General features: G+C 70.6%; 10 protein-coding genes and 1 pseudogene. 7 read left to right on the forward strand and 4 right to left on the reverse strand.

Translation table 11 applies throughout. The features are described 5' to 3' along the window. Positions 1-17 precede the first annotated feature (17 nt). A complete protein-coding gene (locus ACTWPW_RS51690) occupies positions 18-3,104 on the reverse strand; it encodes a BTAD domain-containing putative transcriptional regulator (protein WP_443173250.1) in 3,087 nt (1,028 codons plus the stop codon). 72 nt (positions 3,105-3,176) lie between these two features. Here ACTWPW_RS51690 and ACTWPW_RS51695 point away from each other — a divergent pair, with 72 nt between their 5' ends. Then, positions 3,177-3,767: an NADPH-dependent FMN reductase gene (locus ACTWPW_RS51695; RefSeq protein ID WP_375118266.1), complete on the forward strand. Its 591-nt coding sequence runs from the start codon at positions 3,177-3,179 to the stop codon at positions 3,765-3,767. Beyond that, on the forward strand, positions 3,764-4,309 hold the full coding sequence (locus ACTWPW_RS51700; RefSeq protein WP_375118265.1) for a dihydrofolate reductase family protein: 546 nt from the start codon (positions 3,764-3,766) through the stop codon (positions 4,307-4,309). The genes ACTWPW_RS51695 and ACTWPW_RS51700 overlap by 4 nt, the downstream gene beginning before the upstream one ends. Before the next feature lie 223 nt (positions 4,310-4,532). On the opposite strand, the gene ACTWPW_RS51705 is transcribed toward ACTWPW_RS51700, so the two are convergent. Continuing rightward, complete coding sequence (locus tag ACTWPW_RS51705; protein WP_443173251.1) at positions 4,533-5,378, reverse strand: hypothetical protein; 846 nt, start codon at positions 5,376-5,378, stop codon at positions 4,533-4,535. A gap of 561 nt (positions 5,379-5,939) precedes the next feature. On the opposite strand from ACTWPW_RS51705, the gene ACTWPW_RS51710 reads away from it, so the two are divergent. The 4 genes from ACTWPW_RS51710 to ACTWPW_RS51725 are packed head-to-tail and all read left to right on the forward strand — an operon-like array spanning position 5,940 to position 14,052. After that, positions 5,940-6,479, forward strand: coding sequence for an EF-hand domain-containing protein (locus tag ACTWPW_RS51710; RefSeq protein WP_443173252.1), 540 nt, complete (start codon positions 5,940-5,942; stop codon positions 6,477-6,479). 2 nt (positions 6,480-6,481) lie between these two features. Then, on the forward strand, positions 6,482-7,711 hold the full coding sequence (locus tag ACTWPW_RS51715) for an acyltransferase domain-containing protein (protein WP_443173253.1): 1,230 nt from the start codon (positions 6,482-6,484) through the stop codon (positions 7,709-7,711). Continuing rightward, positions 7,701-13,022 (forward strand): SDR family oxidoreductase, encoded by a 5,322-nt coding sequence (locus tag ACTWPW_RS51720; protein ID WP_443173254.1) that lies wholly within the window; start codon positions 7,701-7,703, stop codon positions 13,020-13,022. Before ACTWPW_RS51715 ends, ACTWPW_RS51720 begins: the two co-directional genes overlap by 11 nt. After that, the gene (locus ACTWPW_RS51725; RefSeq protein WP_443173255.1) at positions 12,991-14,052 is read left to right on the forward strand and encodes an EF-hand domain-containing protein; all 1,062 of its coding nucleotides are present in this window, start codon (positions 12,991-12,993) and stop codon (positions 14,050-14,052) included. The genes ACTWPW_RS51720 and ACTWPW_RS51725 overlap by 32 nt, the downstream gene beginning before the upstream one ends. 131 nt (positions 14,053-14,183) lie before the next feature. Here ACTWPW_RS51725 and ACTWPW_RS51730 read toward each other — a convergent pair whose 3' ends face one another. Further along, positions 14,184-15,044, reverse strand: coding sequence for a helix-turn-helix transcriptional regulator (locus ACTWPW_RS51730; RefSeq protein ID WP_443173256.1), 861 nt, complete (start codon positions 15,042-15,044; stop codon positions 14,184-14,186). A 129-nt stretch (positions 15,045-15,173) separates the two neighbouring features. Between ACTWPW_RS51730 and ACTWPW_RS51735 the strand changes: the two genes are divergently transcribed. Continuing rightward, the gene (locus tag ACTWPW_RS51735; protein ID WP_443173257.1) at positions 15,174-16,169 is read left to right on the forward strand and encodes an aldo/keto reductase; all 996 of its coding nucleotides are present in this window, start codon (positions 15,174-15,176) and stop codon (positions 16,167-16,169) included. Positions 16,170-16,193: 24 nt separating this feature from the next. On the opposite strand, the pseudogene ACTWPW_RS51740 reads toward ACTWPW_RS51735, so the two are convergent. Then, positions 16,194-16,533, reverse strand: a pseudogene (locus ACTWPW_RS51740) (alkaline D-peptidase); the annotation flags it as partial.

The raw sequence follows: 16,533 nt of genomic DNA on the forward strand, positions 1-16,533 counted from the left end.
ACAGGACCACGACGTGCTTATGTGATCGTCTCGTCCAGCGTCTGGTGGCGGCCGGCGGTGTATTCGGTGGTGAAGATCTCTTCGCCCAGGATCCGGCGACAGGTCGCGGCGATCCTGTCGGCGTCGGCACGTTCCGATGGGGACGGCGGGAGGGCGGTGGCCTCGCGGGACGCAGCCGCCGCGCCGAGGAGCCGGGCGGCGTGGGCGTGGGCGCCCGCGAGGGCCGCGGCCCCGGCCAGGCCCTCCGCCGCGGAGATCACGCCGTGCGGGGCGTCGAGCTTGCGTGCCGCGCTGTACGCCTCCAGGTGCAGGGCGCGGGCGGTCTCGGCGTCGCCGCGTTCCTCGGCGGTGAAGCCCAGTTCGACCAGGACCATCGAGAGGTACAGGGGCTCGGCGCCGCCTCCTGACTTCGCCCGCCGTACCAGGTTGCCGAGGTGTTCCTCGGCGAGTTCGAGCTCGCCCTGCCTGCGGGCGGCGCAGCCGAGGCCGATCTCGGCGAGGATCTCGCCCCCCGAGTAGTCCTGTTCCGTGGCGAGGCGGAAGGCGCGCTCGCACAGCTTCCAGGCCTTCGCGTAGTCGCCCAGTTGCACGTGGGTCCAGCCGAGCCAGGCGAGTTGACCGCTGACGTCCGGCCACAGGCCCAGCTCCTCCGCCATGTGCACGCCTTCCTCGTGCCGCCTGGCGGCGCGGTCGTTGTCGCCGGTCAGCTCTGCCAGGCCGCCCAGCCAGCTCGACGCCTGCAGCTGACCCCATCGGTCGCCGAGCTCGGCGAACAGCTCCGCGCTTCTGGTCGCCGCCCGCTCGAGTACGGTCAGGTCGCCGCGTACGTGCGCGAACTGGGCGCGAGTGCTCAGCGCCGCCGCCTCGCCCCACCGGTCGCCCGCGGCGCGCAGGGCCTCCAGAGCCCTGCCGAGCAGCTCTTCGGCGGCTTCCATCTCACCCAGGTTCACCAGCGCGAAGGCCAGGAACCACGCGGCCCTGGCCCGCTCGCCCAGCTCCCCGGCGAACACCTCCGCCGCCTGCTCCCGGCGGGCCACCCACTCGGCACTCCCGCCCTTCAGCACGGAGACGCCCACGAGCCACGCCATCGCCAAGGACCGCACCCCGCCACCCGCCGCGGTGAGGGCGGTTTCGAGTGAGCGACCGGCTTCGGTCAGGCGGCCGCGGAGGTACCAGTACCAGGTGAGGGCATTGACGAGACGGAGGGTCAGCTCCGGGTGAGCGCCGTCCACGACGGCGCGGAGGTTGGCGGCCTCCGCGTCGAGCAGGCCGAGCCACTGGCGCTGGCCGGGGCCGTAGAGATGGGGGGCGGCTCGTTCAGCGAGATCGGTGTAATAGGCATGGTGGCGGTGCCGTACCTCATTCAGGTCGCCCGCCTCTCTCATGCGTTCCACGCAGTAGGCGGCGACGGACTCCAGCAGGCGGAAGCGGTTTCCCGCCCTGGCCACCAGCGACCTGTCGACGAGGCGGGCGAGCAGGTCGAGGACGTCCTCGGCGGCCACGCCGTCGCCGGGGCACACGGCCTCGGCCGCCTCCAGGACGCACCCGTCGGCGTGTACGGCCAGGCGGCGCAGCACGAGCCGCTCCTGCTCGGTCAGCAGCTCCCAGCTCCAGTCGATCATGGCGGTCAGCGTCTTCTGGCGGGGAGGCGCACCCCGATGCCCGGTCGCCAGCAGCCTGAAGCGGTCGTCCAGCCGCTCCACCAGGCCGTCCACGCCCAGCGCCCGCACCCTGGTGGCGGCCAGCTCCAGCGCCAGCGGGATCCCGTCCAGCCGCCTGCACAGCAACGAGACGGCGGGGGTGGTCGTGTCGTCGAGCCGGAAATCGCTCTGCGCGGCCGCCGCCCTGGCCGCGAACAACCGGACGGCGCTGTCCTGCTCCAGCGGCGGCACGTTCAACACCACCTCGCCGGGCAGCGCCAGCGGCTCCCTGCTCGTCGCCAGGATCCGGAGCTCCGGCGCGGCCCGCAGCAGCGCCTCCGCCAGGTCCGCCACCTGGTCCACGACGTGCTCGCAGTTGTCCAGCACCAGTAGCACCCGCCGGTTGCGCAGCGCACGCGCCAGCCGGTCGCGTGCCGTACGCGGCTCGCCGCCCGGGTCGCGGATCTCCATGACCGCCATCACGAGCTCGGCCACCTCGCCGGACCGGGGCATGGAGGCCAGCTCGACCAGCCAGACACCGTCGGAGTGGGCGGAGACCAGCCGGCTCGCCGTCTCCACGGCCAGCCGCGTCTTGCCCACCCCGCCGGACCCGCAGAGCGTCACCAGCCGATTCGTGCCGAGCTGTGCGGACACCTCGGCCAATGACCCGTCCCGCCCGATCAGCTCGGTGAGCGGAACAGGCAGGTTGGTGGCGTGCCGTACCGCCGGAGCGAGGTCAGGGTCCTGGGCGAGGATGGCTCGCTGCAACTCGGCCAGCTCGGGGCCGGGGTCCAGGCCGAGCTCCTCGCCGAGCCGTTGTCGCAGGTCGGCGTAGCTGTCCAGCGCCTCGCTCTGCCGTCCGGCCCGATACAGGGCCTTCAGGTGTACGGCACGCAGCCGCTCACGCAGCGGATGCCGCGCCACCAGGTCGGCCAGCTCCCCGGCGAGCAGGGCGTGTTCTCCCAGCTGCAGCCGGGCCTCGGCGTACGCTTCCACCGCGGTCAGGCGCTGCTCCTCCAGCCGGGCGATCGCCGCCCTGGCGAACTCCTCGTCGGCGAAATCGGCGAACGCCGGGCCCCGCCACAGGGCCAGCGCGTCGGCCAGCAGCGCGGCCCGCGCTCCCGGGTCTTTCGCCGCTTGGGCCTGCTTGGTGAGCTCGGTGAACCGGTGCGCGTCCACGGCGTCCGCCTCCACCTGCAGCAGGTAGCCCGCGGGCCGGTGCGCCACCAGCTTCCGATCGCCCAGCGCCTTGCGCAGCTGCGAGACCCTGACCTGCAGCGTGGCCGACGGATTGGCGGGGGCGTCGTCTCCCCACAGGTCGTCGACCAGCCGGTCGGCCGACACCGGGCGGCCCTCGTGCAGGAGCAGGTCGGCCAGGATCGCGCGGACCTTCAGCCCACGGATCGTGACGGGCGCGCCGTCCGCGTCCCACACCATCAGCGGGCCAAGCACCCCAAACCGCATGACCGTCACCCTATGCCGGAGCGGTAAGAGCGGTGGAAGGAACCGGTAAGGGCCGCCCCGCACAGTAGTCACATGGCAAGCAACGAACGGCTGCGGGTGGCGGTGATCATCGGTAGCACCAGAAGCGGCAGGTTCGGCCCGACGGTGGCCGAGTGGTTCGCCGCCCAGGCCCGCAGGCGAAGGGAGCTGGAGGTCGACGTCGTCGATCTGGCCGAGGCGCGGCTGCCCGAGGTCCTCACCGACGAGGACGAGGAGCTGCCTGCCGAGGTGCGGGCGCTGGCTCCGCGGCTGGCCGCGGCGGACGGCTTCGTGGTGGTGACCCCCGAGTACAACCACAGCTTCCCCGCGCCGCTCAAGACCGCCATCGACTGGTACTACGCGGAGTGGCAGGCCAAACCGGTCGCCTTCGTGTCGTACGGCAGGGAGTCGGGCGGCCTGCACGCGGTCACCCAGCTCCGTGAGATCTTCGCCGTGCTGCGGGCGGTGGCCGTCACCGAGGCGGTCAGCCTGCCCTGCTACTGGGATCTCTTCGACGCCGACGGCTCCTGGCCCAAACGGGGCGCGAGCTGCCATGCGGCGGCCGGAATCACGCTTGACCAGCTGTCATGGTGGGCCCGTACGCTGCGGGCCGCCAGAAACGATCACCAATGGAGGCAACAATGAGGAAAGTCATCGCTTCGACCTACACCACGCTCGACGGCTACATCGACGAGCCGCAGAACTGGTCGTTCGACTACCGGACGGACGATGCCACCCAATACGCCCTGGATCTGATGCGCAGGTCGGACGCCCTGCTGTCGGGGCGGGCCACCTACGAGGGGTTCGCGTCGGTCTGGCCGACCAGGCCCAGCGACGAGTTCTCCGACCGGATCAACGGCATGCACCACTACGTGGTCAGCGACACCCTGGAGAAGGCCGACATCTGGGGCACCTCCACCATCATCAGGGGCGAGAACCTCGTCGAGGAGGTCACCAAGCTCAAGCGGCAGCCGGGCCGCGACATCATCATCTACGGCAACGGGCAGCTGACCGACGCGCTGTCGCAGGCCGGGCTGCTCGACGAGTACCACCTGTGGGTGCACCCCCTCATCGTCGGCGAGGGTGAGCCGCTGTTCAGGCGTGAGTCGAAGGCCAAGCTGAAGCTGCTGGAGAGCAGGACGTTCAGCTCCGGCCTGGTCATCCTGGTCTACCAGCCCGAGCAGTAGACCAGGACGACCGTTGCGAACCCGCCTCGGTCAGCGCTGTTGTGGAGGGTGATCGGGGCCCACCCATCTTCGGCACCGTCCGGATCGCGCCCAATTTCCGGCAAGGCGCAGACTCCACGGCGGTCTCGGACTTCAGGGCTGTCTCCTGTGATCGCCGAATTCGCCGTTGGTTTCACAGTCCCGCCGAATGCGATAAGCGACCTGAGCGGTTGGAATCCGGCCTTTAGCGATCTCTGCGGTCTTCAATGAGCTCGAGTGCTTCGGCGGGGACGTTGACCATGCCGCGTTCCGCGCCGAACGGGTCGGGATCGAGGGATACAGGGTAATTGCCGCTCGCCCAGCACTCAGCCATGGTGACGGTGAGGGGGCAGATCATTCCGGTCCAGCCGGCCTCGAAAAGCATGCCGCTCTGCCGGCTGGTGAACGTCTCCTTGAGTGCCACGCGGTCGCCAGTGTCGAATTTCGGCCGGAGGTAGACCTTCTTGTCGTGGTGAGCCACTTGATACCGGCCGGCGATCCGCTCGAGAGGGGTGCCTTCGACTCCGGGGAACGGGTCGGCGGAGTAGAGCCTTCGGCCGTCGTCCATGGCGACGAGGTGCTTGCCCTCGGCGCGCATGGTTCGAGGGTCTGCGTCGTCCGGGTAGATGATGGTTCCCTTGGCGCCGGCGGCGTACAAGGGCTCCGATCCCTTGTCCTGGCCTGCCCAGTCCTTCATCAACACCCCGGTGGACGGATCGATTTCTCCCCAGAAGGGCTTGACGAGCCGGACCCGGTCGCCCTCGCTGAATCCTTGGTGTTCCGGTGAACTGGATTCGTTCTGTTTCGGTGATGGAGGCATTTGGGCTGGGGGTGGCGGGTGATATTCCAGATGCTGTCGGTGCCGGCATGGCTTCGGATTTCTCCAGCCGTCGACGAACCAGGTGATCGGCCAGAGCATGCTCGCCCACACCGCGCTCGTCACCCCCACCTCTCCCGATGCGGGCCACACTCCGCACCTTCGGTGATAGTAGATTCGCGCGCTGATGCCGGCACCGATGAACCAGATGGCCAGGATAACGAATGCCGTCATGGCGATCCCTCCGGTGGGCCGGAAAAGTATGGTATATCGCGGAACGGTCCATGAACAGACTGAAAGACTCTCGTTTCCTCGGAGATCCTCTCATGCGGGATATATGCCGCATATTTCGCAATAGCCGCATTTTGCTGGCGGATTCCGGGTGCTTGACGTGGAAAAGCTCGCCGCGCATTATGCGTATCCCATCGAGCGATGTCCGAGAGTTGGCGCTCCATGCAGTGCGAAAGATGTTCCAGGGCAACGTATGAGTGTGATGTCTGCAAGGGGAAAGGCAGCATTTGGAGCGTTACGGGGTCGATGACGTGCACCGAGTGTGCCGCCACCGGCCGTCTCTGCCCGCACGATGGAAAATTCTGGAAGAAGTGATCAACAGCAGCCTCCACAATGCTCACCCTCTTCGTCCTCTTCGCCGCTTTTCTTGTACTTCGTCACGATCGTGATGTGGGTTGCCAGAGTGAAGGATGCCCTCCGAGTGATACTCCTCTGACCAGCATTTACGCCGGAGAGCTACAGGATCGATACTTTCGGTAGTCATCCGATTGAGGAGGTTCTCGCATGCTCACCGGCTTCCGACGCGACAAGCTCGCCCGCCGCTTCAGCCAGCTCGACTTCGACGGCGACGGGCAACTCCAGCATGACGATCTCGCGACCATGGCCGCCCGCCTGTGTGATGGGCTCGTTCCGGCGGACCGGCCCGATCTGCGTGCGGAGTTCGCCACCGCCTACGACGAGCTGTGGAAGGCATTGCTCGGCTCCGCCGACGCCGACAAGGACGGCAAGGTCTCCCTGGAGGAGTACGTAACGGCCGTTGAGAGGGACCCGGCACGATTCGAGGGATCGGTCCGGCGCATCGGCATGGCCCTGTTCGACTCGATCGACGACGACGGCAGCGACGTCGTCGATCCCCAGGAGCTCTTCCGCCTCGGCAGCGCCTTCGGTCTGTCCAGGCAGGAGACCGATGCCCTGTTCGAGCGGCTGGACCGTGACGGCAGCGGCGAGATCGGCAGCGAGGAGTGGCTCGCCGCCATCCGGGACTTCTACTACGGCGACGATCCGGAGTCGGCCGGAAGCCTGCTGTTCGGGCGCGTGCTCTGATCGTGGCCTTCCTGGACATCGACGCCCTGGTCGGCCTGTTCCCCGGCCAGGGCGGTTACCGCAAGGGAGCGCTCGCCTCCTTCTGGGATGAGGGCGACCCGGTCCTGCGGGGTGTGCTGGCGGAGATCGACGAGGTCGCGCTACGTGTCCTCGGCACGGACATCGGTTCGCAGATCTTCGGGCCCGCGGCAGCGATTCCGGAAGGCCCAGAGCTTTTCCAGCTGGCCGTCTACACCGTGTCCGTCGCGACGTACGAGCTGCTGCGGGTCCGTGAGGTCGAGTTCGGCCTGCTGGTCGGGCACAGCATGGGCGAGTTCGCCGCGCTCGTGGCCGGTGGGGCGCTCACCGTCGCGCAGGGCGCCGAGATGCTCTGCCACCGGATCGCGGCGACCGCGGGCACCTCCGGCGGCATGCTCTCCCTGAGCTGCGACGTCCGGCGGGTGGAGCAGATCCTCGACCTTGCGGCGGAGCCCCATGTGGTGGTCGCCGTCGTGAACGGCCGGTCACAGGTGGTCGTCTCCGGCCCGGAGCAGGGGTTGGCCAGGATCGGGGCGGTGGCGGACGCGCTCGGGCTCCCTGCGGTCCGGCTCCCGGCCCCTGCCCCCTTCCACAACGACCTGATGTCCGGGGTCAGGACCGAGGTGGTCAAGCGGCTGGGAAGGGTGCGGTGCGCCCCGACGCGTACGCCCGTCTACTCGCCCATCCTGGGCCGGTGCTACCGGGGCGACGACGACCTGGTGGACATTCTCGGGATGCATCTGGTGACACCCGTTCGATTCGACACGACGATCACCCGGCTGCACGAAGCAGGCGCGAGGGTCTTCATGGAGGTCGGTGCCGGTCGCACGCTCACCGGTCTGGTGAAGGCGGCACACCCCCAGGTCGTCATCCTGCCCGCCCTGACCGAGCCGGCCGCCGTGGACACCGAGGACACCGATGAGCCCGTCGATGTCCCCTCGCCCCAGCCGTCCACCACGGACGAGGAGGTCATGGCGCAGCTTCGAGCGATCTACGCGGCTGCCCTGGACTATCCCGAGGACGTCCTCACCGCCGACGCCCATCTGGAGGCCGAACTCGGCGTGGATTCGGTCAAACGCATCCAGTTGCTGGGCCGGGTCGGCCGGCACTTCGGGCTGGAGCCTTCCGCCGTCAACGGGATCGCGGACCACGAGACCCTCGGCGACATCGCCGGCCAGGTGATCGCCTCGCTGGAGGCCAGCGGTGGCAGGTGAGCCGGAATGGGGCGGCTTCGCGGGCAAGACAGCGCTGGTCACGGGGGGTGCGGGGGAGGTCGGCAGCCACATTGTCGAATACCTCGCCCGGGCCGGCGCGGAGGTGATCGTCAACTGTTTCCACTCCTATGACCGCGGCAAGGAACTGGCGGCCCGGCTCACCGCCGAAGGTCTGCGGGTGCGGGCCGTACGTGCCTCGGTGGCCCAGCCCGCCCAGGTCGAGCACATGTTCGCGGAGATCGACCGGCTGGACCTATTGGTCAACAACGCGGCGACGGGACAGTTCGCCGACCACGCGGCGACCACGGAAGAGGCCCTGGACCGGGCCTTCGCCACCAACGTCAAGGGCGCGCTGTGGTGTGCCAGGGCGGCCCGCCCGCGCATGCCGCGCGGCGGCGTGATCGTGAACGTCTCATCGATCGGCGCCCAGCGCGCGGTCCGCGACTACCTGCCGACCGGCGTGACCAAAGCCGCGCTGGAGGCTCTCACCCGTTACCTGGCCGTCGAATTCGCACCGTACGGGATCAGGGTCAACACCGCCTCCAGCGGCCTGATCGACAACCCGACCGGCCGCCTGTTCCCGCAGGCCGAGCAGTTCCGGAGTGCGGTGGAGGCGGCGACCCCGATGGGCCGGCTGGCCGCTTCCCGGGAGCTGGCGAGTCTGGTCCTGCTGCTCGCCTGCGAGCACGCCTCGTTCGTCACCGGGCAGACCCTGCTGGCCGACGGAGGGCTCTCCCACATCCACACCGCCGCCCCGACGACGGCCACCCCACCGCCCCGGCCCGCGGAGCCCGGCTCCGACGCGATCGCCGTGGTCGGCATGGGACTCGCGATCCCCGGCGCGCGATCGCCTGACGACTATTGGCGCCTGCTCCGCTCGGGCGAGCCCCAGCTGTCCGACCCGCCGGCCGAGCGCTGGAGAGTGGCGGACTTCGCGGCGGTCACCGGCGACGAACCCGACAAGACCTACACACAGATGGGCGGCTTCCTCGACGCCCACGGTGCCCCGGACGAGGATCACGCGCTGGGCTGGCTGCGGCACAGCGTGTCCCAGGCGCTGAAAGGGGTCGCCACCACCGCCGGAGATCGCTTCACCCTCAGCCTGGGGTACACCGCCGACGGCAGCCAGCACCAGGAGGAGTCGCTGTTCCGCGACGAGGTGCTCGCACGGGCGAGGAGCCTGCCCCCGTCCTCGCGGCTCGAAGAGCTGGTCAACGCCCGGTACGGCGGACGCGGTGCGGCAGTGTCCCATCTGCCGCACCGGCTCGTCCACGCGGTGGCCGAGGGCTTGTTGCCGCCCGGGACCCGTACCCATCTCGTCGACACCGCGTGCTCGTCCTCGCTGTACGCGCTCGACCTGGCGCGGCGAGAACTGCTCGCCGGCCAGGCCGACGTGGCCGTGTGCGGTGGCGCGAGCGTGCTGACGCCGACGCTGCAGGTGATGTTCGCCAAGAACGGCGGGCTGGCTCGCGGCGACGCCGTCCGCGCGCTGTCATCGGATGCCGACGGCGTGCTGTTCTCCGACGGCGCGGCCGTCGTGGTGCTCAAACGGCTCGGCCGTGCGCTGGCCGACGGCGACACCGTCCACGGCATCATCAGCGGCGTGGGGCTGTCGGCCGACGGCCGCGGTACCTCGATCTACAAGCCGGCGGCGGCGGGGCAGCAGCGCGCGATCGCCAGGGCGCTCGCCTGCTCGGGACTGCCCGCCGAGGATGTGTCCCTGATCGTGGCACACGCGACCGGGACGCCGAGGGGCGACGCCGTGGAACTCTCCGCCCTGCGCCAGTGCTACGCCACGGGACGTCCGCTGCACGTCGTCTCCAACAAGTCCCTGATCGGGCACACCGGCTGGGCGGCGGGGGCGGCCTCGGTCATCCATCTCCTCCTTGCGCTGCGGCACGGCGAGATCCCCGCACAGCCGCTTTCGAGCGGCCCGCAGCTCTCGGGTACGGAGATCGACATCCCCTCAAGGCACACGCCCTGGCCGTCCGAGGGCACCCGGGGACGGGCCGGGGCGGTCTCGGGGTTCGGGTTCGGCGGCACCAACGCGCACGTCGTGATCCAGGAGTATCGACCCGCCGCCGCGCCTCCCGCCCCGGAACCGGACACGCAGGAGATGGTGATCGTCGGGTGTTCCACGGTGCTCCCGCAGGAGGGCTCGGGGTTCGGCGCCGACTACCCTCCGCCCCCGCTGGAGGAGCTCACCCTTCCGCAGGCGAACGTCCGCCGCATGGACCGGGTCCAGCTGATGCTGGTGCAAGGGGTCCACCGCCTGCCCGCCGAGGTGCGATCGTTCATCGAAGCCCGCAGCGAACGCGGCGGTGTCATTGTCGGCCACTGCGGCCCGACGCGTACGGCGATGCTGCTGCGGGCCCGCACCCACGCCGACGAGCTGGACGGCCTGCTTCCCGATGGCGACCCCGAACTGAAGGCGTTCGCCTCCCGGCTGCGTGCGGAGCTGGAGGGCCTGGCCTTGCCGCCCACGGAGGACTCCTACCCGGGTTGCATGCCGAACCTGGCGGCCGGCCGGCTGTCCAACCGGTTCGATCTGCGCGGCCTCAACATGAGCGTGGACCAGGGGGAGGCGTCCCTGATAGAGGCCTTCCAGGTGGCGGCGCACTACGTGGGCGACGGCACATTGGAGGTGGCGCTGGTCTGCGGCGCGCACGGCAACAGCCTTCCCGCGTTCACCGCCTTGTTCCCCGGCAGGTCGCTCGCCGAGGGCGCGTTCCTGTTCGCCGTGACCAGCCGGGAGATCGCCGAGAGCGCCGGCCTGCCCGTTCTCGCGACCGTACGGTCCGCACGCCCGACCTCCGCCGCACCGGTCCGGCGCGGAGAGACCCTGGCGGGCGCGGAGGGCGGACGCGAGATCATCGACTTCCTCCAGGGCACCGACGACGAGCTGCGGCTCGTCCGCGGGGACGAGACGACCGGCCGCGAGCTTGTCCTGACCCGCAGAACGGCGCCTGCGGACGCGCTGGCCCGGCACGTCCTGTCCCTCGCCCCGTCGGAGCCGAGCCGCGAGCGTCCCGCCCGGCCCTTCATCCCGCCCGGGACGCTGGTCATCACCAACGACCCCGTCGCCGTCCCGGAATCCCAGGCGCTCCTCGTCGTCGAGGACGACCGCATCGTCCTCCACCAGGACGGCACCGCCACCCCGCTGCCCCTGAACGAGTCACTGTGCTCGGGCCTGCGGCCCGAGCACCTGCGCATCCTGGTCGACCTGCGCGGACCGGCCACGAGCCGGCTGCACGACGCGATGTTCCTGGCCGTACGCGCCTGCGCGGGACGGTTCAGCGGCGGCAACTCCGTCACCGTCCTGCTCTACCACGCGGCAGACGACCCTCAGGTCGGTCTGTACACCGGATTCGTCAAGGTGCTGGCCCTGGAGTTCCCCGCATCCGAGGTCCTGGCCGTCGTGCACGACGGGGACCTTCCCGCGGCGCTGGCCGACGCGGCCGGCGAGAGCGGCGAACAGCACCTGCTGCCCGTCATCTACTACCGCGGTGGCCGCCGCCTCGCGGTGAGGGCACAGCAGCGGCCGACCGTGGGCACCGACGTGCCGCTGACCCGCGACTCGCTCGTCGTGGCCGCGGGTGGGGGCCGCGGCATCGGCGCCGAACTCCTCAAGGGCATAGCCCGGGCGAGCGCACCGCGGATCGTCGTGCTCGGCACCAGCCGGCCCCATGACATCCCGGAAGCCGCGAGGCAGGGCCGCGCCGCGTTCATCAAGGCCCGTCCCCGCGGGCAGTCGCCCGCCGAGGCGAGCCACGCCTACGACCGGCACGTTCAGGCCATGCAGGTCCGCGACACGCTCGCCGAACTCACCGCGCTCTGCGGCGAGAACAGGGTGGTCCACCACGTCTGCGATCTGCTCGACGCGGATTCCGTGGCCCGGGTCATGGCTGATGTCCTGCGCGGCTCGCCCCGAGTGGATCTGCTGCTCAATCTCGCCGGGGTCAACCGCAACCACGCTCTCGCCACCAAGAGCCTCGCGGAGTTCCGGCACGTACGCGACTTCAAGCGGGACGTCCACCGCAACCTCACCCGCGCGTTCGCCGACCACCCGCCCGCGCTCTGGTACAACGTGGGCTCCTACGCCGGCTTCTTCGCCCTTCCGGGCGACTCCGACTATGCGGCGACCAACGACTATCTCTTCCACCAGGCGGAGAAGAGCCCGGCCGAGCACACCATCGGATTCAGCCTCTGGCGAGAGACCGGGCTCGCCGCCTCAGCGCTCCAGCAGGCCCACTTCGACCAGGGCGGCCTGCTGACCGCCATGAGCAGCGACGAAGGCGTCCGGCACTTCATGCGGGAGCTGGCGGCCCAAGACCGGCCGCCGGCGACGGTGCTGCTCGGCCCCCGCGAGATCAAGGCCATCGAACGCACCGCACCCGGCTACCGCGCTTGGTGCCACGGCGCCTTCTTCGCCGGCCGGATCAACGAGCTCGAAGCCGGCACCATCACCTTCACCAGGCGGTTCGACCTGGACAGGGACGGCTACCTCGAACAGCACCTGGTGCGCGGCTTCCCGACTCTGCCCGGCGCCTTCCACATCGGCATCGCCGCGGACGCGGCGCGACTCCTGTGCCCCGGGCGCTTCCCCGTCGCCTTCGAGAACCTCCGGCTCGACAGCTTCCTGCACGTCCACGCCCGCGACCGGCCGCATCTGGTCCAGGTCACCGGCAGGCTGACCGCCCCCGACAGGATCCACGTCCGGGTGAGCGGGGACGTGCGTGCCCCGGACGGCCGCGTCCTCGTCCACGACCGGCTGCACGCCTGCCTCGACGTCCTGCTCGGTGATGACCCGCCGCAGGCTCCGCGCTGGGAGCCCTGGCCGGACGCGCCCGGCGGCGAACTGGTCAATCCCTGTGTGGCTGGCGCCCCCGTGATCGAACTGACCGGGCTGTTCGCCGGGATGCACCATGCGCGGGTCCACCCGCAGGGGCGCCGCGCCGAGCTCCACGTGGACCTCGCCGAGATCGCGCGCTGGTTCCCGGAAAGCACCCTGCCCGTCGTCCAGCTCGACGGACTGTTCCAGCTGGCCACGCTCCAGCCGCCGGGGCCGATCGACATCGTGGTGCCCAAGACCGCCGCCCGGGTCGAGCTGTTCGATGTCGCGCCGGCAGGACCGCTTGCCCTCGTCGAGCAAGGCTCCGCCCTGCTGTCGGTGTCGCCGGACGGCACGGTCGCCGCCCGGGTCACGGAGCTCGTCCCGGCCTCGATCGCCCACCGCCCAGAACCGGCCCCCAGACAGGCCCCAGGAAAGGAACCCATCGATGCACGACTTGAGCAGGAGCAAGCTCGATAACCTTTTCCACCTGCTCGACACCGACGGCGACAGCAAGATCGACAAGGCGGACTTCGAGAACGCCGCCGACCGCATCACTGCGCGCTGCCAAGCCGGCGAGGCGGCCGGCGACGAGCTCCGCTCCCGGCACGCCGAACTGTTCGACGTGCTGTACCCGCCGGGCCCGGTGACCAGGGAACGCTTCCACCAGCCCCGCCCTGTCCCGCGCGAGGCATTGGGGCGCCTGGCCGAGGCGGTCGTGGCGGTCTGCGACACCGACCGCGACGGCGAGCTGGACTCCGCGGAATTCCGCGCTTTCCTGGGCGGGTGGGGCCTGGCCGAGCGTGACGCCGACATGGCCTTCCGCCACCTCGACATCGACTTCAGCGGCACCGTCTCAGCGCAGGAACTCGCCGAGACCTTCGAGGAGTTCTACTCCAGCGACGACCCCCACGTACCGGGCACCTGGCTGTTCGGCCCGATCGCCCACCAGCAGACCGCGCGGATCCCGTACCCCACCCCGGACGAGCTCTCGGGGGAGGCCCGGCGACTGCTGCAGGCGCTCCCGCCGCTCAACATCTTCCGGATGGCCGCGCACGCGCAGACCGTGTTCCCCGCCGCCATGGGCTTCTCACGCGCGGTCCTCGCCGACATGACACTGCCCGGGGACCTTCGCGAGCTGGCTGTTCTTCAGGTCGCCGTGGACCTCGGCGCGACGTACGTATGGACCCAGCACGTGAGCGCCGCCCAGGCCGAACACACCGCGCGGTCCAAAATGATCGCGATCCGCGACGGCCGTCTCGACGCGCCCTGCCTGACCGAGGCGGAGCAGGCGACGGTGAGCTTCACCGCGGAGGTCCTGCATCGCGGCTCGGCCTCCGACACGACGTTCGCCCGGTTGCGCCGCCATCTGTCGCCGCGTCAGATCGTGGAGCTGCTCATCGTCACCGGCTTCTACACCATGCTCGGCCGAATCTCGACAGCGCTCGCCCTGGACGCCGACGCCTCCCAAGGCGACGCGGTGGTCGGCTACGCCACCGGCAGCGCCTGACCCCGAGACTTCGCGTTACGGGAGCCGACCCCAGATCGTGCAAGTTTCTCAGTCCCGGCCGCTCCGCGCTCTGCCGGACGGCGACCCGACCGGGCATCGTGTCGTCGCCGTTCCGCGGCGCGGCCTCGCCCTCAGCGTTCGATCCTGCCGGTGACCCCTGCTGGGAACTCTTCGATGCCGAGCACCCGTAGCAGCTCCAGCCGCTCGCGGGTCTCGTCGTCCGCCGGGGTGAACACCAGCAGTTGCTGCCCCTGGTCGGGCGTGATCAGGGTCTCGCAGTCCATCACCAGGGGGCCCACCCGCGGGTGCAGCAGGGTCTTGCGGTTGGCGCGCCGTACCGCCACCTCGTGTTCGGCCCACAGCCGCCGGAAGTCGGCGCTCACGGCCTGCAGCCGGTCGATGAGCCCGGTGACCGTCGGGTCACCGGTCCGCCGCCCGGCGACCGCGCGCAGGTCGGCCACGATCTGGCGGGCCTGATGCTCCTGCTCCTCGGGCGGGTGGACGGCGCGGGCCGCGGGGTCGGTGAACCAGCGGTACACGACGTAGCGCCGGTCGCCGGAGAGGCGCGTGTGGTCGCCCATCACCAGGAGGGCCGCCCGGTTCTGGGCGAGAACCTCGCCCAGGTCGGACAGCACCACGGCCGGCGTGTCGCCGAGCAGGTCGAGCATGCGCATCAGGCCGGCGCGGGCCAGGCGAGCCACCCCTTCGGCGGGCGGAGGATGGTGACCGGCCAGGTGGAACAGATGGTCGCGCTCGTCGTCGGACAGGCGCAACGCCCGCGCCAGCGCGCCGAGCAACTGCGTGGACGGCTGGCTGCTGCGACCCTGCTCCAGGCGTACGACGTAGTCCACCGACATGCCGGCGAGCATCGCCACCTCCTCCCGGCGCAGGCCGCTGGTGCGGCGGCGGGGGCTGTCGGCCAGGCCCACCTCGGCCGACCGGATCGCCTCGCGGCGGCGGCGCAGGAAGTCGGCGAGCTGCTCACGTTCCATGGCTCCATCCTGCCTCGCGGCCGGCGAGCCGAGCCAGGGAGCGGCTCTCCCATGATGAACGCTCCGCTTCCGCCCGCCCCGGCGTGCCGTCCAGAGTGAGGGACGAGATCGACGACGAGGGAGAACACCATGCAGACACGAACCCTGGGCCGCACCGGACCGGCCGTTTCCGCGCTGGGCCTGGGCGCGATGGGCATGTCGGGCGGGTACGGCGCGACCGATCGCGCGGAGAGCATCGCCACTGTGCACGCCGCGCTGGAGGCCGGCGTCACGCTGATCGACACCGGCGACTTCTACGCCATGGGCCACAACGAGCTGCTGCTCGCCGAGGCGCTGCGCGGCCGGGACCGGGACAGCTACCAGCTGAGCGTCAAGTTCGGGCAGATGCGGGGGCCGGGCCACGAGCTCGGCGGGCAGGACGGCCGCCCCGAGGCGGTGAAGAACTTCCTGGCCTACTCGCTGACCCGGCTGGGCACCGACCACATCGACATCTACCGTCCGGCCCGGCTGGACCGGGCGGTGCCGATCGAGGAGACGGTGGGCGCGATCAAGGAGATGGTCGACGCCGGGTACGTACGGCACATCGGGCTGTCGGAGGTCGACGCGGCCACGATCCGCCGGGCGCACGCCGTGCACCCGATCGCCGACCTGCAGATCGAGTACTCGCTGCTCTCGCGGGCGGTGGAGGCGGACGTCCTGCCCACGCTGCGGGAGCTCGGCATCGGCCTGACCGCCTACGGCGTCCTCGGCCGCGGCCTCATCTCCGGGCACTGGGCCGCCGACCGCACCGCCGGCCCCGGCGACATGCGCGGATTCAGCCCGCGGTTCTCCGGCGGGAACCTGGAGCACAACCTCGCCCTCGTGGACGCGCTGCGCCGGGTCGCCGAGGCCAAGGGCTGCACCGTCGCCCAGCTGGCCATCGCCTGGGTGGCCGCGCAGGGTGAAGGCATCGTGCCGCTGGCCGGCGCCCGCACCCGCGAGCGGCTGGCCGAGGCGCTGCCCGCGATGGACGTGAGTCTCACCGCGGACGACCTCGCCGACATCGAGAAGGCGGTGCCACCGGGTGCGGCGCGGGGCGACCGGTACCCGTCCGCGTTCATGTCCGACCTCGGTGTGGGCAACTGAGCCTTGCGGGGTGTCCGGCCCTGCCTACTGGGTCGGCCCGGGCTGGCCGCTGCCGAACACCTCCTGGACGAGCTGCTGCGTGGCCTGCTGGAAGGCCGCTCCCAGGGACATGGCGGCATCGTCGGGGTAGTTGAGTGCGGCGGTGAGGGTCTTGCTGCCGTCGGGGGTGCTGTACATGAGCGCGGCGTGGCCGGCCATGCCGCCGTTGTGGGTGATGATGGTGCCGCCGCCGGGTGCCTCCTGCACGAACACGCCCAGGCCGTAGCCGGCCTTGGCCTCCGGGGTGCACATCTCGGCCAGCAGCTCGCTGGGCAGGAGCTTGCCGCCGACCAGCGCGGTGATGAAGGTGTGCAGGTCGCGGGTG

The organism is Nonomuraea sp. KM90 (assembly GCF_052246675.1).
In the GTDB taxonomy this organism is placed as follows: domain Bacteria; phylum Actinomycetota; class Actinomycetes; order Streptosporangiales; family Streptosporangiaceae; genus Nonomuraea.

Excerpts from the sequence above, each read along its gene's own strand:
- ACTWPW_RS51690 (WP_443173250.1), bottom strand. The coding sequence starts at position 3,104 with ATGCGGTTTGGGGTGCTTGGCCCGCTGATGGTGTGGGACGCGGACGGC.
- ACTWPW_RS51705 (WP_443173251.1), bottom strand. The coding sequence starts at position 5,378 with ATGACGGCATTCGTTATCCTGGCCATCTGGTTCATCGGTGCCGGCATC.
- ACTWPW_RS51700 (WP_375118265.1), top strand. The coding sequence starts at position 3,764 with ATGAGGAAAGTCATCGCTTCGACCTACACCACGCTCGACGGCTACATC.
- ACTWPW_RS51730 (WP_443173256.1), bottom strand. The coding sequence starts at position 15,044 with ATGGAACGTGAGCAGCTCGCCGACTTCCTGCGCCGCCGCCGCGAGGCG.
- ACTWPW_RS51710 (WP_443173252.1), top strand. The coding sequence starts at position 5,940 with ATGCTCACCGGCTTCCGACGCGACAAGCTCGCCCGCCGCTTCAGCCAG.
- ACTWPW_RS51735 (WP_443173257.1), top strand. The coding sequence starts at position 15,174 with ATGCAGACACGAACCCTGGGCCGCACCGGACCGGCCGTTTCCGCGCTG.
- ACTWPW_RS51695 (WP_375118266.1), top strand. The coding sequence starts at position 3,177 with ATGGCAAGCAACGAACGGCTGCGGGTGGCGGTGATCATCGGTAGCACC.
- ACTWPW_RS51725 (WP_443173255.1), top strand. The coding sequence starts at position 12,991 with ATGCACGACTTGAGCAGGAGCAAGCTCGATAACCTTTTCCACCTGCTC.